Origin of the sequence: Stenotrophomonas sp. BIGb0135 (assembly GCF_024810105.1) — a bacterium.
Taxonomy (GTDB): Bacteria; Pseudomonadota; Gammaproteobacteria; order Xanthomonadales; family Xanthomonadaceae; genus Stenotrophomonas; species Stenotrophomonas maltophilia_AB.
The window spans coordinates 560,588-579,470 of the sequence record NZ_JANUDX010000003.1; the positions used below are offsets into that span (position 1 = coordinate 560,588).

General features: G+C 69.0%; 14 protein-coding genes. 2 read left to right on the forward strand and 12 right to left on the reverse strand.

What is annotated here, in order from left to right:
• Positions 1–77: 77 nt before the first annotated feature.
• The 6 genes from M2421_RS10185 to M2421_RS10210 form a co-directional block, all read right to left on the reverse strand.
• Entirely contained in the window at positions 78–620 is a 543-nt protein-coding gene (locus M2421_RS10185; RefSeq protein WP_259206455.1) for a GNAT family protein, read from the reverse strand.
• Complete coding sequence (locus tag M2421_RS10190; RefSeq protein ID WP_259206456.1) at positions 613–3,738, reverse strand: efflux RND transporter permease subunit; 3,126 nt, start codon at positions 3,736–3,738, stop codon at positions 613–615. The genes M2421_RS10185 and M2421_RS10190 overlap by 8 nt, the downstream gene beginning before the upstream one ends.
• Positions 3,735–4,814: an efflux RND transporter periplasmic adaptor subunit gene (locus tag M2421_RS10195; RefSeq protein ID WP_259206457.1), complete on the reverse strand. Its 1,080-nt coding sequence runs from the start codon at positions 4,812–4,814 to the stop codon at positions 3,735–3,737. Before M2421_RS10195 ends, M2421_RS10190 begins: the two co-directional genes overlap by 4 nt.
• 313 nt (positions 4,815–5,127) lie before the next feature.
• The gene (locus M2421_RS10200) at positions 5,128–7,185 is read right to left on the reverse strand and encodes a TonB-dependent copper receptor (RefSeq protein ID WP_259206458.1); all 2,058 of its coding nucleotides are present in this window, start codon (positions 7,183–7,185) and stop codon (positions 5,128–5,130) included.
• Between the two features lie 71 nt (positions 7,186–7,256).
• On the reverse strand, positions 7,257–7,769 hold the full coding sequence (locus M2421_RS10205; RefSeq protein ID WP_259206459.1) for a hypothetical protein: 513 nt from the start codon (positions 7,767–7,769) through the stop codon (positions 7,257–7,259).
• 185 nt (positions 7,770–7,954) lie between these two features.
• Entirely contained in the window at positions 7,955–8,938 is a 984-nt protein-coding gene (locus tag M2421_RS10210) for a LysR family transcriptional regulator (RefSeq protein ID WP_259206460.1), read from the reverse strand.
• A 249-nt stretch (positions 8,939–9,187) separates the two neighbouring features.
• Here M2421_RS10210 and cysK point away from each other — a divergent pair, with 249 nt between their 5' ends.
• Positions 9,188–10,147 carry a cysteine synthase A gene (gene cysK / locus M2421_RS10215; RefSeq protein ID WP_259206461.1) on the forward strand — a complete coding sequence of 320 codons (960 nt, stop codon included), beginning with the start codon at positions 9,188–9,190 and terminating at the stop codon, positions 10,145–10,147.
• Between the two features lie 245 nt (positions 10,148–10,392).
• Positions 10,393–10,992 carry an O-acetyl-ADP-ribose deacetylase gene (locus M2421_RS10220; RefSeq protein ID WP_259206463.1) on the forward strand — a complete coding sequence of 200 codons (600 nt, stop codon included), beginning with the start codon at positions 10,393–10,395 and terminating at the stop codon, positions 10,990–10,992.
• Positions 10,993–11,103: 111 nt separating this feature from the next.
• On the opposite strand, the gene M2421_RS10225 is transcribed toward M2421_RS10220, so the two are convergent.
• The 6 genes from M2421_RS10225 to M2421_RS10250 all read right to left on the reverse strand — a co-directional run bounded on the left by M2421_RS10225 (position 11,104) and on the right by M2421_RS10250 (position 18,879).
• The gene (locus M2421_RS10225; RefSeq protein ID WP_259206464.1) at positions 11,104–12,372 is read right to left on the reverse strand and encodes a M1 family metallopeptidase; all 1,269 of its coding nucleotides are present in this window, start codon (positions 12,370–12,372) and stop codon (positions 11,104–11,106) included.
• Positions 12,373–12,593: 221 nt separating this feature from the next.
• Complete coding sequence (locus M2421_RS10230) at positions 12,594–13,598, reverse strand: class I fructose-bisphosphate aldolase (RefSeq protein WP_259206465.1); 1,005 nt, start codon at positions 13,596–13,598, stop codon at positions 12,594–12,596.
• 166 nt (positions 13,599–13,764) lie between these two features.
• The gene (pyk, locus tag M2421_RS10235) at positions 13,765–15,231 is read right to left on the reverse strand and encodes a pyruvate kinase (RefSeq protein ID WP_259206466.1); all 1,467 of its coding nucleotides are present in this window, start codon (positions 15,229–15,231) and stop codon (positions 13,765–13,767) included.
• Positions 15,232–15,444: 213 nt separating this feature from the next.
• Positions 15,445–16,113 carry an HAD hydrolase-like protein gene (locus M2421_RS10240; protein ID WP_259206467.1) on the reverse strand — a complete coding sequence of 223 codons (669 nt, stop codon included), beginning with the start codon at positions 16,111–16,113 and terminating at the stop codon, positions 15,445–15,447.
• Positions 16,113–17,288, reverse strand: coding sequence for a phosphoglycerate kinase (locus tag M2421_RS10245; protein WP_259206468.1), 1,176 nt, complete (start codon positions 17,286–17,288; stop codon positions 16,113–16,115). The genes M2421_RS10240 and M2421_RS10245 overlap by 1 nt, the downstream gene beginning before the upstream one ends.
• Before the next feature lie 232 nt (positions 17,289–17,520).
• Positions 17,521–18,879 (reverse strand): DUF3999 domain-containing protein, encoded by a 1,359-nt coding sequence (locus M2421_RS10250; protein WP_259206532.1) that lies wholly within the window; start codon positions 18,877–18,879, stop codon positions 17,521–17,523.
• Positions 18,880–18,883 lie beyond the last annotated feature (4 nt).

Sequence of the window (18,883 nt, forward strand, 5' to 3'; positions counted from 1 at the left end):
CATGATCACGGCCGCCACGGGTAGCGCCACGCCCGACGCCGGTGCGGCGCGATGAAAGATGAACGCGTCGCCGGGCGTCAGCCGGCGGGGGCCCGCAGCAGGGCGAAGCGGCGCAGGTCGTGGAACCGGCCCCGCTTGAACACGGCACCGCGCGCGGTGCCCTCCTCGACGAAACCGCTGGCCAGCAGCACCCGCGCCGAGGCCGCATTGGTATCCAGCACCTCGGCCTGCAGCCGGTACAGATCGTACCGATCCATCAGCCACGGCACATAGGCCGCCACCACCCGGCGCATGACACCCTGCCCCCACAGCGCGCGCCCGAGCCAGTAGCCGATCTCGGCGCTGTGCCGGCGTGTGTCGCTGCCCAGGCCGGCACCGATGCCCCCGCAGGCATGGCCGTCGATCTCGATGGCCAGGGTCGGGCCATCCAGGTCCAGCACCCGGCCGGACAGGAACGCCTCGCCGGCAGCGCGGGTGTATGGGTACGGGAAGCGGTCGCGCAGGCCGCGCGAGACCGCCTCGTCATTGGCGTGCCGCAGCAGGGACTCCAGGTCGTCGCCGCGCCACGGGCGCAGCACGAAGCCCTCACCGACGATACGCGGCACCGCCAGCTCAGGCATGCCCCCCCACCGACGGCGTTTCCGCCTCCTGCCTTTCCAGCTCGCGCGCCACCGCTTCGGGCGAGCGCGTATACGGGGCCAGCAGCGAATAGAACGCCGGCACCACGAACAGCGACAGGAACGTGGACACGGTAACGCCGAAGATCACCACGATGCCGATGGTGCCGCGGCTGGCCGACCCCGGGCCACCGGCCACCACCAGCGGGATCGCGCCGACCACCGTGGCGATGGAGGTCATCAGGATGGGGCGCAGCCGCACCATCGCCGATTCGACGATGGCCTTGTGCACGTCGCGGCCTTCGTCGCGCAACTGGTTGGCGAATTCCACGATCAGGATGCCGTTCTTGGCCGCCAGGCCGACCAGCATGACGATGCCGATCTGGCTGAACAGGTTGATGCTGCCGCCGCTGACGTACAGCCCGAGCAGTGCGCCGAGCACGCCCAGTGGCACGGTCAGCATGATCACCAGCGGGTGGATGAAGCTCTCGAACTGCGCGGCCAGCACCAGATACACCACCAGCAGGGCCATGGCGAAGGTGAGCAGCACCGCGCTGCCGGCATTCTGGTATTCCCGCGATTCGCCCTTCCAGTCCAGCTGGGCGTGCTGCGGAAGCTCCTCGCGCGCGGTCTGCTGGGCCCAGGCGATCGCCTCGCCAAGCGGATAGCCCGGGGCCAGGCCAGCGGTGATGGTGATCGAGCGCAGCCGGTTGAAGCGGTTGAGGTTGCCGGCTTCGGCCACTTCGCTGAGGGTGACCAGGTTCGACAACGGCACCAGCTCGCCGCTGCTGGCACGCACCCGGATGGCGGCCAGGTCGGCCGGCGAAGCGCGGCCGTCTCGGCCGGCCTGGACCAGCACGTCGTACTCCTCGCCGTTGTCGACGAAGGTGGTGACCCGGCGCGAGCCCATCATGGTTTCCAGCGCGCTGCCGATCGCGGTGACCGACACGCCCAGGTCCGCCGCACGTTGACGATCGATGTTGACCCGCATCTGCGGCCGGGTTTCCTTGTAATCCGAGTCCGGGCCGACCAGGCCCGGGTTGTCGGCCATGCGCTGGAGCATGCGATCACGCCACTGCGCGATCTCGGCGTACTCCGGCCCCCCCAGCACGATCTGGAACGGCTGGCCCTGGCTGCGCACCAGGCCGCCACCGACCTGGGTGCGCACGCGCACGCCGCGCATGCCGTCCAGGTGCTTCTGCAGCTCGGCGGCCACGTCCGGCGTGGCCGACTGGCGTTCGCGCCACGGCTGCAGGAACACGCTGATGCGGCCGGTATGCATTTCCTCACTGGCACCGAAGCCGCCGGGCACGCGCGGGTTGGCGCGCACGATCGGCTTGTCCTCGCCGACGAAGCCGGCGACCACCTTTTCCACTTCCTGCACCTGGGCCACGGTGTAATCGTAGCCGGCACCTTCCGGGCCATCGATCATGATCTGGAACGAGCCGCGGTCTTCGGCCGGGGCCAGCTCGGAGGGCAGTATCCTGAGCAGCAGGGCGCTGGCCAGCAGCGACAGCAGCATGACCACCACGTAGAGCCAGGTGCGCCCGACGTGCGCGTCGAGCACGCGCCCGTAGGCCGCCGAGACGCGGTCCAGGTTACGGTTGATCAGCCCGTGCAGGCCCCGGGGCGGCTGGCCGGTATGCGGCTTGAGCAGCTTGGAGGCCATCATCGGGGTCAGGGTGAGCGAGACGAACGCCGACAACGCCACGGCGGCCGCGAGGGCGACGGCGAGTTCGCGGAACAGGCGCCCGGTGTTGCCTTCCAGGAAGCCGACCGGCAAGAACACCGCGACCAGCACGGCGGTGGTGGCGATCACCGCGAAGGCGACCTGCGCGGTACCGCGCTTGGAGGCCACCAGCGGGGGTTCGCCCAGGTCGATGCGGCGTTGCACGTTCTCCACCACCACGATGGCGTCATCGACCACCAGGCCGATGCACAGCACCAGCGCCAGCAGGGTAAGCAGGTTGATCGAGAAACCGAAGGCATACAGCGCGATGAACGCCGCGACCAGGCACACCGGCACCGTTACCGCGGGAATCAGCGCGGCGCGGAAGCTGCCGAGGAACAGCCAGATCACCGCCAGCACCAGCAGCATGGCTTCCACCAGGGTGGCGTACACCCGGTCGACGGCCGCTTCGATGAAGGTGGTGTTGTCGAAGGCCACGAAGATGCGGGTGCCCTCGGGCAGCGTCTGCCCGACCCGCTCGGCCTCGGCGCGTGCAGTGCGCGCCACGTCCAGCGAGTTGGCGGTGGAGGTCTTGACGATGCCCAGGCCGATGCCCGGCTCGCCGTTGCTGCGGTAGTAGGCCCGGCGCTCGGACGAGGCCAGCTCGATCTTCGCCACGTCGCCCATGCGGACCACGTAGCCATCGCTGCCCTTGCCCAGCGGGATGGTGGCGAAATCCTCGGGTTTGACGTAGTTGCGCTCCACGCGCAGGGTGAAATCGCGGTCGGTCGATTCGATCCGGCCGGCCGGCAGTTCGACGTTCTCGTTGCGCAGCGCGGTTTCGACATCGCCGACGGTGAGGCCACGCGCGGCGAGCTGGTCGCGGTCGAGCCAGATGCGCATGGCATAGCGCTGGCGCCCGCCGATGCGGACCTGGGCGACGCCATCCAGGCTGGAGAAGCGGTCGACCACGTAGCGGTCGGCATAGTCGCTCAATTCCAGCGTGTCCATGCTGGAAGAGGTCATGTTGAACCAGATGATCGGATCGGCGTCGCTCTCGACCTTGGCGATTTCCGGTGGGCGCGCCTCTTCGGGCATGCGGTCGGCGACGCGGCTGACCGCGTCGCGGACATCGTTGGCCGCTGCTTCGATGTCGCGGTTGGAGGTGAACTCGATGCTGACCTGCGCGCGCCCGTTGGAGCTGCGCGCGTTGATGGTGTCGATGCCCTCGATGCCGGCCAGCGCGTCTTCCAGCACCTGGGTGATGCGGCTCTCGATGACCGCTGCCGACGCGCCGGTGTAGTCGACCGAAACCGAGACGATCGGCGGGTCGATCGCGGGCAGTTCGCGCAAGGTCAGGCGGGTAAAGGACATGATGCCCAGCACGACGAGCAGCAGGCTCATCACCACGGCGAATACCGGGCGCTGGATGGAAACGTCGGAGAGCTTCATCCGGCGCGGTCCGCAGGCGTGGCAGGCGCGACCGGCGCGGTGGCGGGACGGTCATCGACCTTCAGGCCGGGGCGCAGCTTGCCGGTGCCGTCCACGACGATGCGGTCGCCGGGCTTGAGGCCGCTGCGGATTTCGACCACGCCGGCACGGCGGGCGCCGCTGCTGACGTCGATGCGTTCGACGCTGTGGTCGGCCTTGACCCGGTAGACGAACGAGTCGCGACCGACCTGGACCACGGCGATCTCGGGAATGACCAGCGCCTGGCGTTCGGGGCGGAACATGCGGATGTCCAGCAGCATGCCCGGGCGCAGGGCGTGGTCGGCGTTGATGAAGTCGGCGCGGACGGTGACCGCGCGGGTGCCGGGGTCGACGCGGGTGTCGATGGTGGCCACCACGCCTTCAAAGCTGCGGCCCGGGTAGGCGACGCTGGTGGCGGTGACCTTGTCGCCGTTGCCAAGGCTGGCCAGTTCGGCCTCGGGCACCTGGAAGTCGACGTGCATGCGTTCGATGTCGTCGAGCGTGGCGATGGTGGTGCTGGGGGTGACCAGCGAGCCGGCACTGACCTGGCGGATGCCCAGCACGCCGGCGAACGGCGCGCGCACCCGGCGGTCGCCGATGTCCGACTGCATTTCGCGCACGCGCGCCTCGGCGGCATCGCGGATGGCGCGCTGGGTGTCCAGGGTGGCGCTGGCCACCAGTTGCTGGGCGGCCAGCTCGCGCTGGCGCTTGTACAGTTGGTCGGCCTCGGCGAAGGTGGCCTGGGCCTGCAGCAGGGCCGCTTCCTGGGCCTGGCCGCGCAGGGTCACCAGCGGCGTACCGGCGTTGACCTGCTGGCCGCTGTCGAAATGGACGGTTTCGATGATCTCGCTGACTTTGGCGGTGATCGTGACCGATTCACGGGCCTTGGCGGTGCCCAGGGCCTGGAGGGTGTCGTTCCATGCGGAGGTCTGCACCACCTGGGTGGTGACCGGTACGGCGTCTGCCTGCCGGCGCGCGGTGTCGTCCTTGCTGCTGCACCCGGCCAGGACGGCGAGGGTGAGGCCAGCGGCGATGCGCGCTGTGATGCGTCCCAACATTTGGAAAAATCCCGTTAAATCCCACGACCGCCGAGTGTACGGGCCGGCGCTGCCCGGGCATATGTGCCAAGCGTTTACCGGCGGCCGCGCAACGACCGGTGACGGAGGCAATGCCTTTCGTGCTGGGGGGCCCGACGGATATGTCGGCGTGTGTCAGAGCATGTCGATTGACCCCGTCGTAGAGCCGACCGTTGGTCGGCTGCACCCGTAGAGCCGACCGTTGGTCGGCTGCACCCCGTAGAGCCGACCGTTGGTCGGCTGCACGCAAAACCGGGCACACGGGTACCGCCCAACAGCCGGCACCCGCCGCTGCTCAATACCGGACGTTCACCTTCATCCACATCGACCTGCCCGGCTCATTGATCCGGACCGGGTCGGCCGGGAAGCCGAAATCGGCGCTGCCGGCCAGGTTGAGGTGCTCGCTGTAGGCGCGGTCGAACAGATTGTCGACGCCGGCGCTGAGCTGCAGGGCGTCGCTGATGCGGTAGCCGGCGTTGAGCGCCAGCGTGGCGAAGCCGGCGCTGGGCCCGAGGTCGCGGGCGACGACATTGCCTTGGTTGTCGGCGACGCGATGCTGGTGGCTGACGGCGCGGGCGAGCGCCCCCAGGCGCCAGCGCGTGCCTTCCCAGCTCGCGCTGAGCCGGGCTTCGAGCGGGGGCATCTGCGGCAGCGGCCGGCCGTCACTGCGGTTCTCGCCCCAGGCATAGGCGAGCGTGCCACCGAGCGTCCACTGCCGGCCGAGCAGGAACTGAGCACCCGCTTCGGCACCGGCGATGCGGGCATCCACGTTGTCGGCCCGGGTCATGCTGCCCATCATGCCGCCGTCGAGGTAGGTGAACAGGATGTAGTCCTGCAGACGGCCGGCATAGGCCGATACCCATGCGTCGACGCGGTCGCTGCGGTACTGCAGGCCGAGGTCGAGCTGGGTGGTTTTCTCCGGCTGGATGCCGGCGAACGCGTTGGCGGCGCCCATCGGCCCGCTATCCGGGGAAAACAGCTCCCAGTAGTCGGGCATGCGTTCGCTGTGACCGATGCCGGCATACCAGGTCAGTGCCGGGGCGAGATCACGCTCGATGCGCAGGAAACCACTGCCCAGGTTCTCGCGGCGCTGCTGCCCCGCGGTCGGATTGGGCAGGGCCATCATCCCGGCGCTACCGCGCTCGTCGGTGACCTCGGCGCGGTCGATGCGCAGGCCGCCGACCCAGCGCTGCGCGGTGCCCTCGCCGAGGGTGATTTCAGTGAAGGCGCCGAGGTTCGCGAAGCGCGCGTCGGTGCTCCAGGGCTGCTGGCGATAGCTGTTGCGGCCCATGCCGCTGCGGCTGCGGTGGCGGCTGTCCTGCGCATCGATACCGGCGACGACGGCGACGTCCTGCCAGCGCCACTCCGAGGCGATGCGGCCGCCCGCCGTGCGTCGATCGACATTGGCCGCCATCGGCATCGGCATGCTGCTGTCCGGGTTGGGCGTGCGCAGCGTGTAGTTGTCCATCAGGTGGTCGGCGTCGTTGTAATAGACATTGGCCAGCAGCGTGTCCCACGCGCCGGGCAGGTTGTCCTTCTCGAACCGCGCCGCATAGCTGGTGCGCTTGAACGCGGCGCCATCCATGCCGCGGCCGGCATAGCGGGCGATCGCGTCGCCGGTGCCGGCCGACAGTTCCAGCACGGTGTCGGCATCGGGGGTCCAGCCGACGGCGACGTCGCTGTTCCACTTGCGCCACTTCGACGGCACCCCCTCGCCGTTGCCGTCCTTGTAGTCGTCCGCTTCGGAGCGGTTGCCGTTGACCCGCACATAGCCTTGCGAGGCCCCGGCGGTGAGGTCCAGCACCTGGTCGTTGCGGTTGCGCGCGCCGACCAGCGCACTGGCGTCGAGGTCGATGCCCGGGGCATCGAAGCGCGGGGTATCGCGTTCGAAGCGCACCGTGCCGGCCGACGCGCCTGCGCCCCAGCGCACGCTCTGCGGCCCCTTGATGATGGTCAGCCGGTCGAACGTTTCCGGGGCGATGTAGGACAGCGGGTTATCCATGCGCGACGGACACGCGCCGATCAGGTTGCCTTCGTTGCTGACGATGTTCAGGCGTGAGCCGAACATGCCGCGCAGCACCGGGTCGCCGTTGGTGCCGCCATTGCGGATGGCCGCGAAGCCGGGCACGGTCTTGAGGTAGTCGGCACCATCGCTGGCCGGCACCGGCTGGCGCGGCAGGCGAGGATCAGTGACCCAGTGCAGCGGCGAGGACGGCGCCGTGGCCGTGACGACCAGCGTATCGAGGGTGCGGGCGTCGTCATTGGCGGCATGCAGCGGCAGCGCCGCCAGGGCCAGCGACAGGGAAACAGACAGGCGCGTCAGTGCGCCCGCGCTGCGGGAAGCAACAGTCATGGTGAAACTCCAGAAAAGCACGCAGGCGCGCGCCGCCATCACGGCGACACGGGCAGGAAGGGCGGTGGTTTTCAGGAGCGCGCGGGCGGGCCGCGCGCGGCGTGGGCGGGCCAGCGCAGGCTGCGTGGCGTGGGCACCGCGCGCCGCACGCGCGGTGCGATGACCGGCATCGCCGGCAACAGCAGGATCAGCACCGCCAGCCACGGTATCAGCCGCGAGGCCATCATGCAGTACTCGCAGGCGTCGCCATGCCCGGCGTGCTCGCTCATCGGCGGCGACGGTGCCGCTTGCTCGTGAGCGCCCTGCATCGCGTGCACCGGCATCGGCTGCGTCGGCATGTGATGGTGCTGCGCGCCGTCGTGCTGCGTACCGTCATGCTGCATGTCCTGATGCGCCATGACGTGCCCGGCGTGGGCATCCAACGGCACCGGCATCGCGTGGGTCATCCCGGTTGGCATGCGCATCACCGGCGCGTCGGCGTGCGCCTGCTGCCAGCGGCTGACCAGCGGCGCCAGCACCATCAGCAGCGTCGCCACGAAGGCAAGCTGCAACAGGACGGCATACGGGCGACGGCGGACGTTCACCCCCTCATGGTAGCGCCCGCCCCTGGGCCGGGCAGCCCGGCGCCCTGCGACCAACCGTCGCAGCGGCGCGTTCGAAGCGCCCACCGAACCCCTCACCCCCTTTGGAGAAAAGCCCCCTTCTGCTGAAGGGCGGCGCGCCAACGGCGCGGGGGAGAGGAAGCATGCGCGGCCATCACCGTCGCTTCTCAGACGGTGATGGTCTGCGTCAGCGATTCCCAGGTTGGTGGCAGCGGCCAGTTGGCCTCCTGGTTGCCGTCGATCACCCGGCGCAGGTCGCGCGTGTCGATCTGCGGGGCCAGCACGTGCACCAGTTCCAGCGCGTAATCGCGCAGCACGCGGTCGCGCGGCAGCACCGCCCAGGCGATGCATTCATCGATCGGGGCCGGCGCCGGCCAGGCACGCAGGTCCTCGTCGCTGGCGTTGACCGCCATTTCCGCCAGCAGGCCGACGCCCAGCCCGGTCCGCACGTAGGTCTTGATCAGGTCGGCATCCAGCGCGGTCAGCGCGATGTCCGGGGTCAGGCCGGCACTGGCGAAGGCCCGCTGCAGCGACGAGCTGCCGCGGGTGGAGGATTCGTAGCTGATCAGCGGCTGGGTGGCCAGCGCCTGCAGGTCCGGCGCCGGGCCCGGGCGATCCAGTACATGGCCACGCGGGACCAGCACCAGCCGGCGCCAGCGGTACAGCGGAATGGCCAGGCCCGCGGTCGGTTCGGCGCCCGCCGTGGAGATGATCGCGATATCCGCATCGCCCTGGCTGAGCAGGTCCAGCGCATCGCTTTCGGCGGCCTGCTGCAGGTGCACGCTGACCTGCGGATAGGCCTGCTTGATCTTCGCCACGGCCGGCGGCAGCACGAAGCGCGCCTGGGTGTGGGTGGTGGTGAGGATCAACTGGCCCTGGCTCTCGCGGCGCTGGTTGGCCGCGTAGGTGCGGATGTTGTTGGCTTCGGAGAGCACCGCGCGGGCACGGCCGATCACTTCCACCCCGGCCGGCGTCACCGCTTCGAGGCTGCGCCCCTTGCGCACGAACAACAGGAAACCCAGCTCATCCTCCAGCTGCTTGAGCTGCTTGGACAGGCCAGGCTGGGTGGCATGCACGCGCGAGGCCGCCAGCGTGATGTTGAGCTCGGCGTCGGCGATGGCCACCAGATAACGGAGTTGGGTCAGCGTCATGGGCGTGCGGCACGGCAGGCGAAGGAAGGGCAATCCGACTGTAGGGCAATTGCCGTCACCAGCTTATAACCAAATGTTGTTTATGAAGGGTATCAGTTCATTTCCCGGGGGCATATGCCGGGGCTAAGGTCTGCCGGAGCACCCGGGGCCGGCGCCCGCCGTCCCGGAGACCGCGCGGCGCTGCCGCCGCCGGCCTGCCCTCCCCCCTGCCGCGCCGGCCGCGGTGAACGGTCTTCTTCGGAGCATCCCATGGCCCTCTACAACTCGATCCTGGACACCATCGGCAACACCCCGGTGGTCCGCCTGAACCGCATCGCCCCCGACCACGTCAGCCTCTACGCCAAGGTCGAGTCGTTCAACCCCGGCGGCTCGGTCAAGGACCGCCTGGCGCTGGCGATCATCCTCGACGCCGAGGCGCGCGGCGTGCTCAAGCCCGGCGACACCATCGTGGAGGCCACCTCGGGCAACACCGGGGTGGCGCTGGCCATGGTGGCCGCCGCCCGCGGCTACAAGTTCGTGGCCACGATGGTGGAGACCTTCTCCATCGAACGCCGCAAGCTGATGCGCGCCTACGGCGCCAAGGTGATCCTGACCCCGGCCGCCGAGCGCGGCTCGGGCATGGTGCGCCGCGCGAAGGAACTGGCCGACGAGCATGGCTGGTTCCTCGCCAGCCAGTTCGCCAACCCGGCCAACCCGGCCTACCACCGCAACACCACCGCGCCGGAGATCCTGCGCGACTTCGCCGGCAAGCGGCTGGATTACTTCGTCACCGGCTGGGGCACCGGCGGCACCCTGACCGGCGTCGGCGAGGTACTCAAGGTGGCCCGGCCGGAGACCCGGATCGTCGCCACCGAACCGGCCGGCGCGGCCCTGCTCAAGGGCGAGGAATGGAAGCCGCACAAGATCCAGGGCTGGACCCCGGACTTCGTGCCGGAGGTGCTCAACCGTGGCGTCTACGATGAGCTGCTGAGCATCGACGACGCCCGCGCGATCGAGACCTCGCGGCGGCTGGCGGCCGAGGAAGGGATCTTCGTCGGTATCTCCGCCGGTGCCACGGTGGCCAGCGCATTGGACATCGCCGCCCGCGCCGAGAAAGGCAGCGTCATCCTGGCGATGTTGCCGGACACCGGCGAACGCTACTTCTCCACCCCGCTGTTCGCCGACATCAACGAAGGCTCCGACGACGACTGGCTGGCCGGTCTGCCATGACCGCCGCGTTGTTACCAGGCACGCTCGGACGCCCACCCTCCGGTGGGCGTCTTCGTATTCAGGTGTCGCCATCGGCTTCATCTACGGTGAAGCCGGGGCCCCGCAAGGTGTGAATGCAGGGCGGTGCATGCCGGGTCGCACTGCCTGAGACGACGATGACGCACTGTCTACCTGCTGCCCGGTACGGTGCAGTAGCAAGGCGACATCCCGTTGCATGGACCCGGTTTCAGTCAGGAGTGGTACGCATGAAGATCGAAGTGTGGCAGGGCGACATCACGACCCTGGCGGTGGATGCGATCGTCAATGCGGCCAACGAATCCCTGCTCGGCGGGGGCGGTGTGGACGGCGCGATCCATCGTGCGGCCGGCCCGCGCCTGCTGGCCGAGTGCGAGGCGCTGCCGCAGATCCGGCTGGGCGTGCGCTGCCCTACCGGCGAAGTGCGCGCCACTGCCGGCCATGACCTGCCCGCCCGGCACGTCATCCATACCGTGGGCCCGGTCTGGCAGGACGGCCAGCGCGATGAGCCCGCGCTGCTGGCCAACTGCTACTGGAAATCGCTGCAACTGGCCGAGAAGCTGGGCCTGCATTCCATTGCCTTCCCGGCGATCAGCTGCGGGGTGTTCGGCTACCCGCTGCACCAGGCCGCGCAGATCGCCGCCACCGAGACCGTGGCCTGGCAGCGTTCGCACCGCGAACCGCGCCGGATCATCCTGGTGGCCTACAACGCGGCCACGTACAAGGCCTACCAGTCGGCGCTGGCCGCACAGGGCCAGCCGATCGAACCGCCCCCCTCACCGTTGCTGCCCTCGCTGGATCTGGGGCTGCCGCCGGCGGCGGCGCACTGAGGAAACGGCCGGGCCGTTACTGGATGCCGATGCCGGGGCCGCGTCCCCGTGTGTGAATCCGCGCCTGGCCGCGCTCTGCCGCCCACCGGGCTTACCGGCGCTGCAACTCCGTTACTGCGCCGCTGTTCCAGCGGTGTAGACCCATTCGTCGAAGAACGGCTGCAGTGAATGTCCTGCAGCCGTCTCCATCGCCCGCTGGAAATCGGCGGTGACCACCGAGCGCCCGTCGTTGGCCACGGTATACGCGCGCAGCCCGCGCCAGAACACCGCATCGCCGAGCTCGCCGCGCAACAGGTGCAGCACATAGGCGCCCTTTCGGTAGACCACCGCGCGGTCATCGGCCGTCGGTGCATCCCAATCGGCATACACCAGCGCGTGGTCCGCGCCGTTGGCCCGCAGCGCGTCCAGGCGCGTGCGCCAGCCGTCCACCTGCGCCTGGTACGCGGCCTCGCCCTGCGCCTGCTGCAGGTAGGCAGCGGTCATGAAGTTGGCCATGCCCTCATTGAGCCAGAAATGCTCCCAGCCGGCACAGGTGACCCGGTTGCCCCACCATTGGTGCGCGGCCTCGTGCGCCATCAACGCGATCTGGTCGGCATCGTCGAGCACGTCCTGGCCATACGCTTCGGACATCAGCGACAGGCCGGCCATCTCCTGCCCGATGGTGCTGGCCACCAGGGCCTGCTGGTAATCACCGCGATACGGCAGGCCCGCGCGCTCGGCGAAGAAATCGAGCATGTCGCCGGTGCGCGCGAATACCGTGCGCAGCTGCGCCGGCGAACGCTCCACCGACAGGTAGCGCAGTTGCACCGGGCCATGCTGCTGCGTGGCCTGCTGGTAGCGGCCTGCCGCGAAACCGTACACATAGCCGGGCATCGGTGTGTCCAGCCGCCAGCGATGCTCGATGCGTCCGTCGGCCAGCGTGCGGGTGGGCAGCGCGCGCCCGGTGCCGGCGGCCAGCAGCGCCGGCGGCAGGGTCACCGCGAGATCGAGCGTGGCGCGCTCGTCGGGCGCATCCACCGACGGCATCCACTGGCTGGTGGAGAAAAGCGTGTAGACCTCCTCGCGCTCCGGGGCGAACGTCAGGCCGAATGCCGGGGCACCGTGGTAGCGAATCTGCAGCTCGGCCGACGCACCGCGCTGCAGCGGCGTGGCCAAGGTGATGTGCAGCTGCTGGCCGGCCTGCGCAAAGGCAAGGGCACGACCGTCCTGCGTCACCGACGTGACCTCGAGTGTGCCCGCGTCGAGGGTGAGCGTGGACAGCACCTGCTCCGCCTTGAACCGGACGGTCTGCTGCCCTTGCACGCGCTTGGCCGCGATATCAGGCACCAGCGCCACGCTGTAGTGCAGTACGTCGAAACCGCGTGGCGGCGCAGCGTGCACCACGCAGCAACCCAACAATAGCGGTAACGCCAACAGCCCAACGCAGCGTCGCACGATCATGGCATCCATCCCGGCAATGTGGATCGCATCGTGCCAGACCGCGACGGGTAGAGCCACGCCGTGCGTGGCTGCTTAATGTTGGCGATCAGGCACCGCGCAGCCGGCCCAAAAAAAAACGCCGGCGCGAGGCCGGCGTTTCTTCGTGCGCGGTCAGGCCGGTATCAGCCGTTCCACTTGCCCAGTGCCGCCTGGCCATTTTCCTTGGCACGGTCGTAGACCGTCTGCTGCGCCTTGGCGATGTTGGCCTTGGTGTCCTTGGCCCACAGCTTCAGCGCGGCCTGCTGCATGGCGCGGCCGTAGGAGAAGCTCAGCGGCCACGGCAGGTTGCCCATCTGGTTCATGGCATTCAGATGCGCGGTGGACTGCTCGTCGCTCTGGCCACCGGACAGGAACACCACGCCCGGCAGGATCGCCGGCACGGTGCTCTTGAGGCACATCACGGTCGACTCGGCCACTTCCTCGACGTCGGCCTGCTCTTCGCAGCCCTTGCCCGAGATGACCATCGAGGCCTTCAGGATGGTGCCTTCCAGCAGCACGTTCTGCTGGTACAGCGCGTCGAACAGCGAACGCAGCGTCGCTTCGGTGACTTCGTAGCAGGTCTCGATGTCGTGGTCGCCGTCCATGATCACTTCCGGCTCGACCATCGGCACCAGGCCGCATTCCTGGCACAGCGCGGCGTAGCGGGCCAGCGCATGCGCGTTGGACTCGATGCAGGTGCCCGACGGAATGCTCTCGCCGATGTTGATCACCGCACGCCACTTGGCAAAGCGCGCACCCAGCTTGTAGTACTCCTGCAGGCGCTCGCGCAGGCCGTCCAGGCCTTCGGTCACCAGCTCACCGGGGCAGCCGGCCAGCGCGTGGGCGCCCTTGTCGACCTTGATGCCCGGGATGATGCCGTTGTCGGCCATGTACTTGGCGAACGGCACGCCATCCTTGGTCGACTGGCGGATGGTTTCGTCGTACAGGATCGCGCCGGAGACATGCTCGTTCAGCTTCGGCGTGGTCAGCAGCATTTCGCGGTAGGCGCGACGGTTCTCTTCGGTGTTTTCCAGGCCGACGCTGGCGAAGCGCTTGCCGATGGTGCCGGTGGACTCGTCGATCGCGATGATGCCCTTGCCCGGGGCGACCATGGCCTGGGCGGTTTCGGCCAGCTGTTCGATGCTCATGTATTTCCTGTGGCGGGTGCGGGAAAAGGCTGATTATAGACCGCCCCTCCCGTGAACTGGCCGTCCACGGAGTCTGGAACCGCTTTCAGTTTCCCAATGCAGGACGGCGCGACGTTTCCGCCGCGCCGCCGCGTGCTGCACCGCCGGGCGTCGCCCGGCCGTTCCGTTACAGGTCGCCCAGGCCGCTGGCGCGCCCGTCTTCGCCCACTTCCAGCAGGCGCAGCGTGTTGGTGGCGCCGTGGGTTTCCATGTGCTCACCGCTGGTGAACACCACGCGGTCGCCGGCCTGCAGCTGGTTGGCTTCCACCAACAGGCGGATGCTGCCGCGGGCGGCTTCGCGCGGGGTGAAACCGCGGCTGTCGAAGTTGATCGGGAACACATCGCGCATCAGCGCCATCTGGCGGCGGGCGCCGTCATGGCGGGTCACCGCGAACACCGGCGCCGAGGCACGGAAGCGCGACAGGTAGCGCGCGGTGCCGCCGGATTCGGTCATCGCCACGATCGCGCGCACGCCCACGTGCTGGGACAGGAACATGGTCGCCATGGCGATGGCCTGGTCGGCACGTTCGAGGTTGCGCGGCGAGGCGCCGAAGTCGGTCTCGGTCTGGAACTGGCGTTCGGCACCCAGGCAGATGCGGGCCATCGCTTCGACCGCCTTGACCGGATAGGCACCGGCGGCGGTTTCGGCCGACAGCATCACCGCATCGGTGCCGTCGATGACCGAGTTGGCCACGTCCAGCACTTCGGCACGGGTCGGGATCGGGCTTTCGACCATCGACTGCAGCATCTGCGTGGCGGTGATCACCACCTTGTTCTGGGCCAGCGAGGCCTTGATGATCTTCTTCTGCAGGCCCGGCAGTTCGGCATCGCCGATTTCCACGCCGAGGTCGCCACGGGCCACCATCACCACATCGCTGGCGTCGACGATCTCTTCCAGGTTCTCGATGGCTTCGGTGCGCTCGATCTTGGAGACCAGCGCGGCGTAGCAGCCGTGCGATTCGGCGATGGCGCGCGCATCGTTCATGTCCTGCGCATTGCGGCAGAACGAGACGGCGATGAAGTCCACGCCAATCTTGGCCACGATGCCGATCAGTTCCTTGTCGCGCTCGGTCAGCGCGCCCAGCGACAGGCCACCGCCCTGCTTGTTCAGGCCCTTGCGGTCGGACAGCACGCCATCGTTGAGCACGGTGTTGATGATGCGCTCGCCCTGCACCTCGATCACCTGCAGCTGCATCAGGCCGTCGTCGAGCAGCAGCACGTCACCGGCCACCACGTCCTGCGGCAGGCCGAGGTAGCTCACCCCCACCTGGGTGGTGTCACCGGCCGGTGCGTTGGGCGAGGCCACCAGGTCGAAGCGATCGCCCGCCTTGAGGTGGATCTTGCCTTCGGCAAACCGTTCGATACGGATCTTCGGGCCCGGCAGGTCGGCCAGGATGCCCACTTCCACGCCCACCCGCTGGGCGGCGGCGCGCACGTCGGCCGCGCGCTTGGCCTGGCCGGACGGATCACCGTGGCTGAAGTTGAGGCGAACCACGTTCACGCCGGCGCGGAAGAGATCCTCCAGCACGCCCGGCGGGTCGGTTGCCGGTCCGAGGGTGGCAAGGATCTTGGTACGGCGCTGACGCTCAATCATGGTAAATGGGCTCCCGGGAAAGGATCGAAATTAGCACACCCTTCACGTCCCATGAATACGTTTACAGCCTTGCGGTGTCTGGGTTTGTCCGATGTCCCGCAGACAGCATCGGACTGCCGCGTGGACACCGGCTGACGCGCGAATGGCGACAAGCCCCGGCACGATTGGCTTTGCGCAGGACATGCGGCGGCGTACGGGACGCCGCCGACTGCCTCAGGCGAGCACGGTCAGCAGGTCATCCGGCGTGTTGGCCAGATGCTGCGCACCGGCTTCCCGCAGCTCTTCAGCCCCGCCAAAACCCCACAACACGCCGATATTGCGCATGGCGTGATGACGCGCACCGGCGATATCCATGCGCCGGTCGCCGATCATCCAGCACTGCTGCGGGACCAGCGACAGCCGCTGCAGCGCCTCGGCCACCAGCTGCGGCTTCTCGCTGCGGCTGCCGTCGAGGGTGGCCCCGATCACGTCCTCGAAGCAGCTGCCGAACGGCAGGTGGTCGATGATGCGCCGCGCATGCGGCTCGTTCTTGGCGGTGACGATGGCCATGCGGTGGCCGCGGCCGTGCAGCGCCTGCACGACCTCGCCGATGCGCGGGTAGACCGCGTGTTCACGCCAGCCGACCACGTCGAAACGCTCGCGGTAATACGTCACCGCCTGCTCGACATCGGCCGGATCGGCAAACAGCGGCGCGAAGCTGGTGCGCAGCGACGGGCCGATCCAGCGCCGCAACGCGTCCTGCGGCGGCACCGGCTGGCCCATCTGCGTGAGCGCATGCGCCACGCACTGGGTGATGCCGACGGCCGAATCGATCAGCGTGCCGTCGAGGTCGAAGAACAGGACGTCCCGGCCGGGATCGGCGAAACGTCCCAGCGTGCCCATCAGGCGCCCCGTGCGTCGAGCGCGGCCACGGCCGGCAGGGTCTTGCCTTCCAGGAACTCCAGGAAGGCGCCGCCGCCGGTGGAGATGTAGCTGATCTGATCGGCGATGTCGTACTTGTCCACCGCGGCCAGGGTGTCGCCGCCGCCGGCAATGGAGAACGCCTGCGAGGCGGCAATCGCCTGCGCCAGCGCCTGGGTGCCGTGGCTGAAGGCCTCGAACTCGAACACACCGACCGGGCCGTTCCAGACCACGGTGCCCGCCTTGGCGATCAACCCGGCATAGTGCCGGGCGGTGTCCGGGCCGATGTCCAGGATCAGGTCATCCTCGGCGACATCGGCCAGCGCCTTCACCGTGGCCTCGGCATCGGGCAGGAACTGCTTGGCCACCACCACGTCGGTCGGCAGCGGGATCTCGGCGCCGCGCGCCTTGGCATCGGCGACGATCTTCTTCGCCGTCTCCAGCAGGTCCGGCTCGTACAGCGACTTGCCGACCGGATGCCCGGCGGCCGCAATGAAGGTGTTGGCGATGCCGCCGCCGACGATCAGCTGGTCGACCTTGCCGACCAGGCTGGAGAGCAGCTCAAGCTTGGTGCTGACCTTGCTGCCGGCCACGATCGCCAGCAGCGGCGTTGCCGGGGCATGCAGGGCCTTGGCCAGTGCATCCAGCTCGGCCATCAGCAGCGGGCCGCCAGCGGCGACCGGGGCGAAGCGGATCACGCCGTGGGTGGAGGCCTGCGCGCGGTGCGCGGTACCGAAGGCATCCATCACGAACACATCGCACAGCGCGGCATACTTCTTCGCCAGCGCTTCATCGTCCTTGCCTTCGCCGACATTCATGCGGCAGTTTTCCAGCAGCACGATCGAGCCCGGCGCGACGTCGACACCGTCGACCCAGTCGCGCACCAGCGGCACGTCCACACCGAGCAGGCTGGACAGGCGCAGCGCCACCGGCGCCAGCGAATCGGCGTCGCTCCACACGCCTTCCTTCGGCCGCCCCAGGTGCGACATGACCATCACCGCCGCGCCCTTCTCCAGCGCCAGCTTCAGCGTCGGCAGCGATGCAGTGATGCGCTGTTCGGAGGTGATGCTGCCATTCTCGATCGGCACGTTGAGGTCCTGGCGGATCAGCACGCGCTTGCCGGAGAGATCGAGGTCGGTCATGCGAACGATGGACATGGGCAACTCTTTGGCTGGAAAAGGAAAGGGCGCCGCGCACGGCGCAGACGCCCATTGTCCCGGCTGCGCGGGCGCATCGCAAATTTCCGGTCTTTTTTCTTCAGGATTGCGCACGCCAATACCGAAGCCGCAGTGAGGCCGGAGCCGGATGCCGAGCGCGCCGGACGGTGCGACACCAAGCCGTTGCTCCCAAGCCGTTGCACTGCCTTTGCCGCAGGAACCGGCCGATCGGTCACCCCGCAGCACCGCCCGGCTTCTGCCGCAGCACGCTCACCGCAAAACCACCCACCACCAGTACGCCCAGCACCAGCAACCCCCACAGCAGCCAGCGCTTCCAGTCGCGCTGCGCTGCCACCGCCGCGTCGCCGGCCAGCACCTGCGCCGGCCCCTGCAACGTTGCCAGTGCCGGCTGCCACTGCGCCCCCTGCTGCTCACGCAACTGCGCGATCACCGTGCCCACCGGCGCATCGCTGCGCGCCGCGCGCACACTGCCCGCTGCCACGCTGTACGGCCCCGCGCCCTGGCTCAGGAACACCAGCGCTTCCGGCTGATAGCCCAGCTTCAACGTCGGTGCCACGCTCGGCTGCGCCTGCCCCGCCACCAGCTTCCAGTAACGATCGCGACTGGGCACCGGCAACGACTGCGTCTGCGACTGACGCCGCTGCGCCGCATCCTGCACCTGATAGGCCACCCACGGACCGGCGCGCACCTGCCACGGCTGGTTGGCATCATCGCGACTCAGCAACGTCCACTGCACCACGCTGTTGTCGGCCGTGGCGATGTCCACCTGGGCAATGGGAAAGCGACCCTCCAGGCGGTACTCGAACTCACCCGGCTTGCCCGCCGTGCCCGTCAGCGACTGCCAGCGCCAGTCGATCGACTGCGCCGCCGGCACCAGCTCGGCCTGCACCGCCGACAATGCCGGCAGCGCGTCGGCGCCCATCGGCAGGATCCGGAAGTACTTTGCCTGGTGCCCGATCTCGATGCGCCGCTGCTGCAGGCGCTTCCCATCGTGCTGCAGGTCCACCAGTGGCACCTCGTCGGTGATGCGCTGCCACTGCCGCAGGTCGTCGCTGGCCTCCACCCGCACCCGCGCCTGCAACGCCGTCTGCGTCTGCCAGTCCAACCGAAGCGCCTGCACGCCCACCTGCAACGCACTGGCATCGACCAGCCAACCGGCCGCCTGCGTGCTGGCCGCGCCGCTGCGCCCCAGGCGCGCTTCCACCCGGCGCACGCTGCCATCGGTATTGCGCTCGGTCAGCAGCTGCAGGTCATCGGCGGCCGCGCCCGCCAGCGCCGGCAACGGGAACCACGTCAGCGTCTGCCAGTGCGCCTCGCGTGCCAGCGGCTGGTCGGCCGCCAGCAGGGTCGTCGGCAGTGCCTGGCCCTGGGCATTGAACACCTGCACGTCGGCCAGCTGGGGCGACACCGCACTGCGGTACACCGCCTCGTCCAGCAGGACCCGGTACGCACCGGCCTGCGGCTGCGACAACTGCAATGGCCACTGTTGGCGATACGCCTGCCGCGCGTCGGCGGCCAGTGCCAGGGACGGAAGAACGGCCAGCGACAGCGCCGCGATCAGGATGCGCATTCGG

Excerpts from the sequence above, each read along its gene's own strand:
- M2421_RS10185 (WP_259206455.1), bottom strand. The coding sequence starts at position 620 with ATGCCTGAGCTGGCGGTGCCGCGTATCGTCGGTGAGGGCTTCGTGCTG.
- M2421_RS10190 (WP_259206456.1), bottom strand. The coding sequence starts at position 3,738 with ATGAAGCTCTCCGACGTTTCCATCCAGCGCCCGGTATTCGCCGTGGTG.
- M2421_RS10195 (WP_259206457.1), bottom strand. The coding sequence starts at position 4,814 with ATGTTGGGACGCATCACAGCGCGCATCGCCGCTGGCCTCACCCTCGCC.
- M2421_RS10200 (WP_259206458.1), bottom strand. The coding sequence starts at position 7,185 with ATGACTGTTGCTTCCCGCAGCGCGGGCGCACTGACGCGCCTGTCTGTT.
- M2421_RS10210 (WP_259206460.1), bottom strand. The coding sequence starts at position 8,938 with ATGACGCTGACCCAACTCCGTTATCTGGTGGCCATCGCCGACGCCGAG.
- cysK (WP_259206461.1), top strand. The coding sequence starts at position 9,188 with ATGGCCCTCTACAACTCGATCCTGGACACCATCGGCAACACCCCGGTG.
- M2421_RS10220 (WP_259206463.1), top strand. The coding sequence starts at position 10,393 with ATGAAGATCGAAGTGTGGCAGGGCGACATCACGACCCTGGCGGTGGAT.
- M2421_RS10230 (WP_259206465.1), bottom strand. The coding sequence starts at position 13,598 with ATGAGCATCGAACAGCTGGCCGAAACCGCCCAGGCCATGGTCGCCCCG.
- pyk (WP_259206466.1), bottom strand. The coding sequence starts at position 15,231 with ATGATTGAGCGTCAGCGCCGTACCAAGATCCTTGCCACCCTCGGACCG.
- M2421_RS10240 (WP_259206467.1), bottom strand. The coding sequence starts at position 16,113 with ATGGGCACGCTGGGACGTTTCGCCGATCCCGGCCGGGACGTCCTGTTC.
- M2421_RS10245 (WP_259206468.1), bottom strand. The coding sequence starts at position 17,288 with ATGTCCATCGTTCGCATGACCGACCTCGATCTCTCCGGCAAGCGCGTG.
- M2421_RS10250 (WP_259206532.1), bottom strand. The coding sequence starts at position 18,879 with ATGCGCATCCTGATCGCGGCGCTGTCGCTGGCCGTTCTTCCGTCCCTG.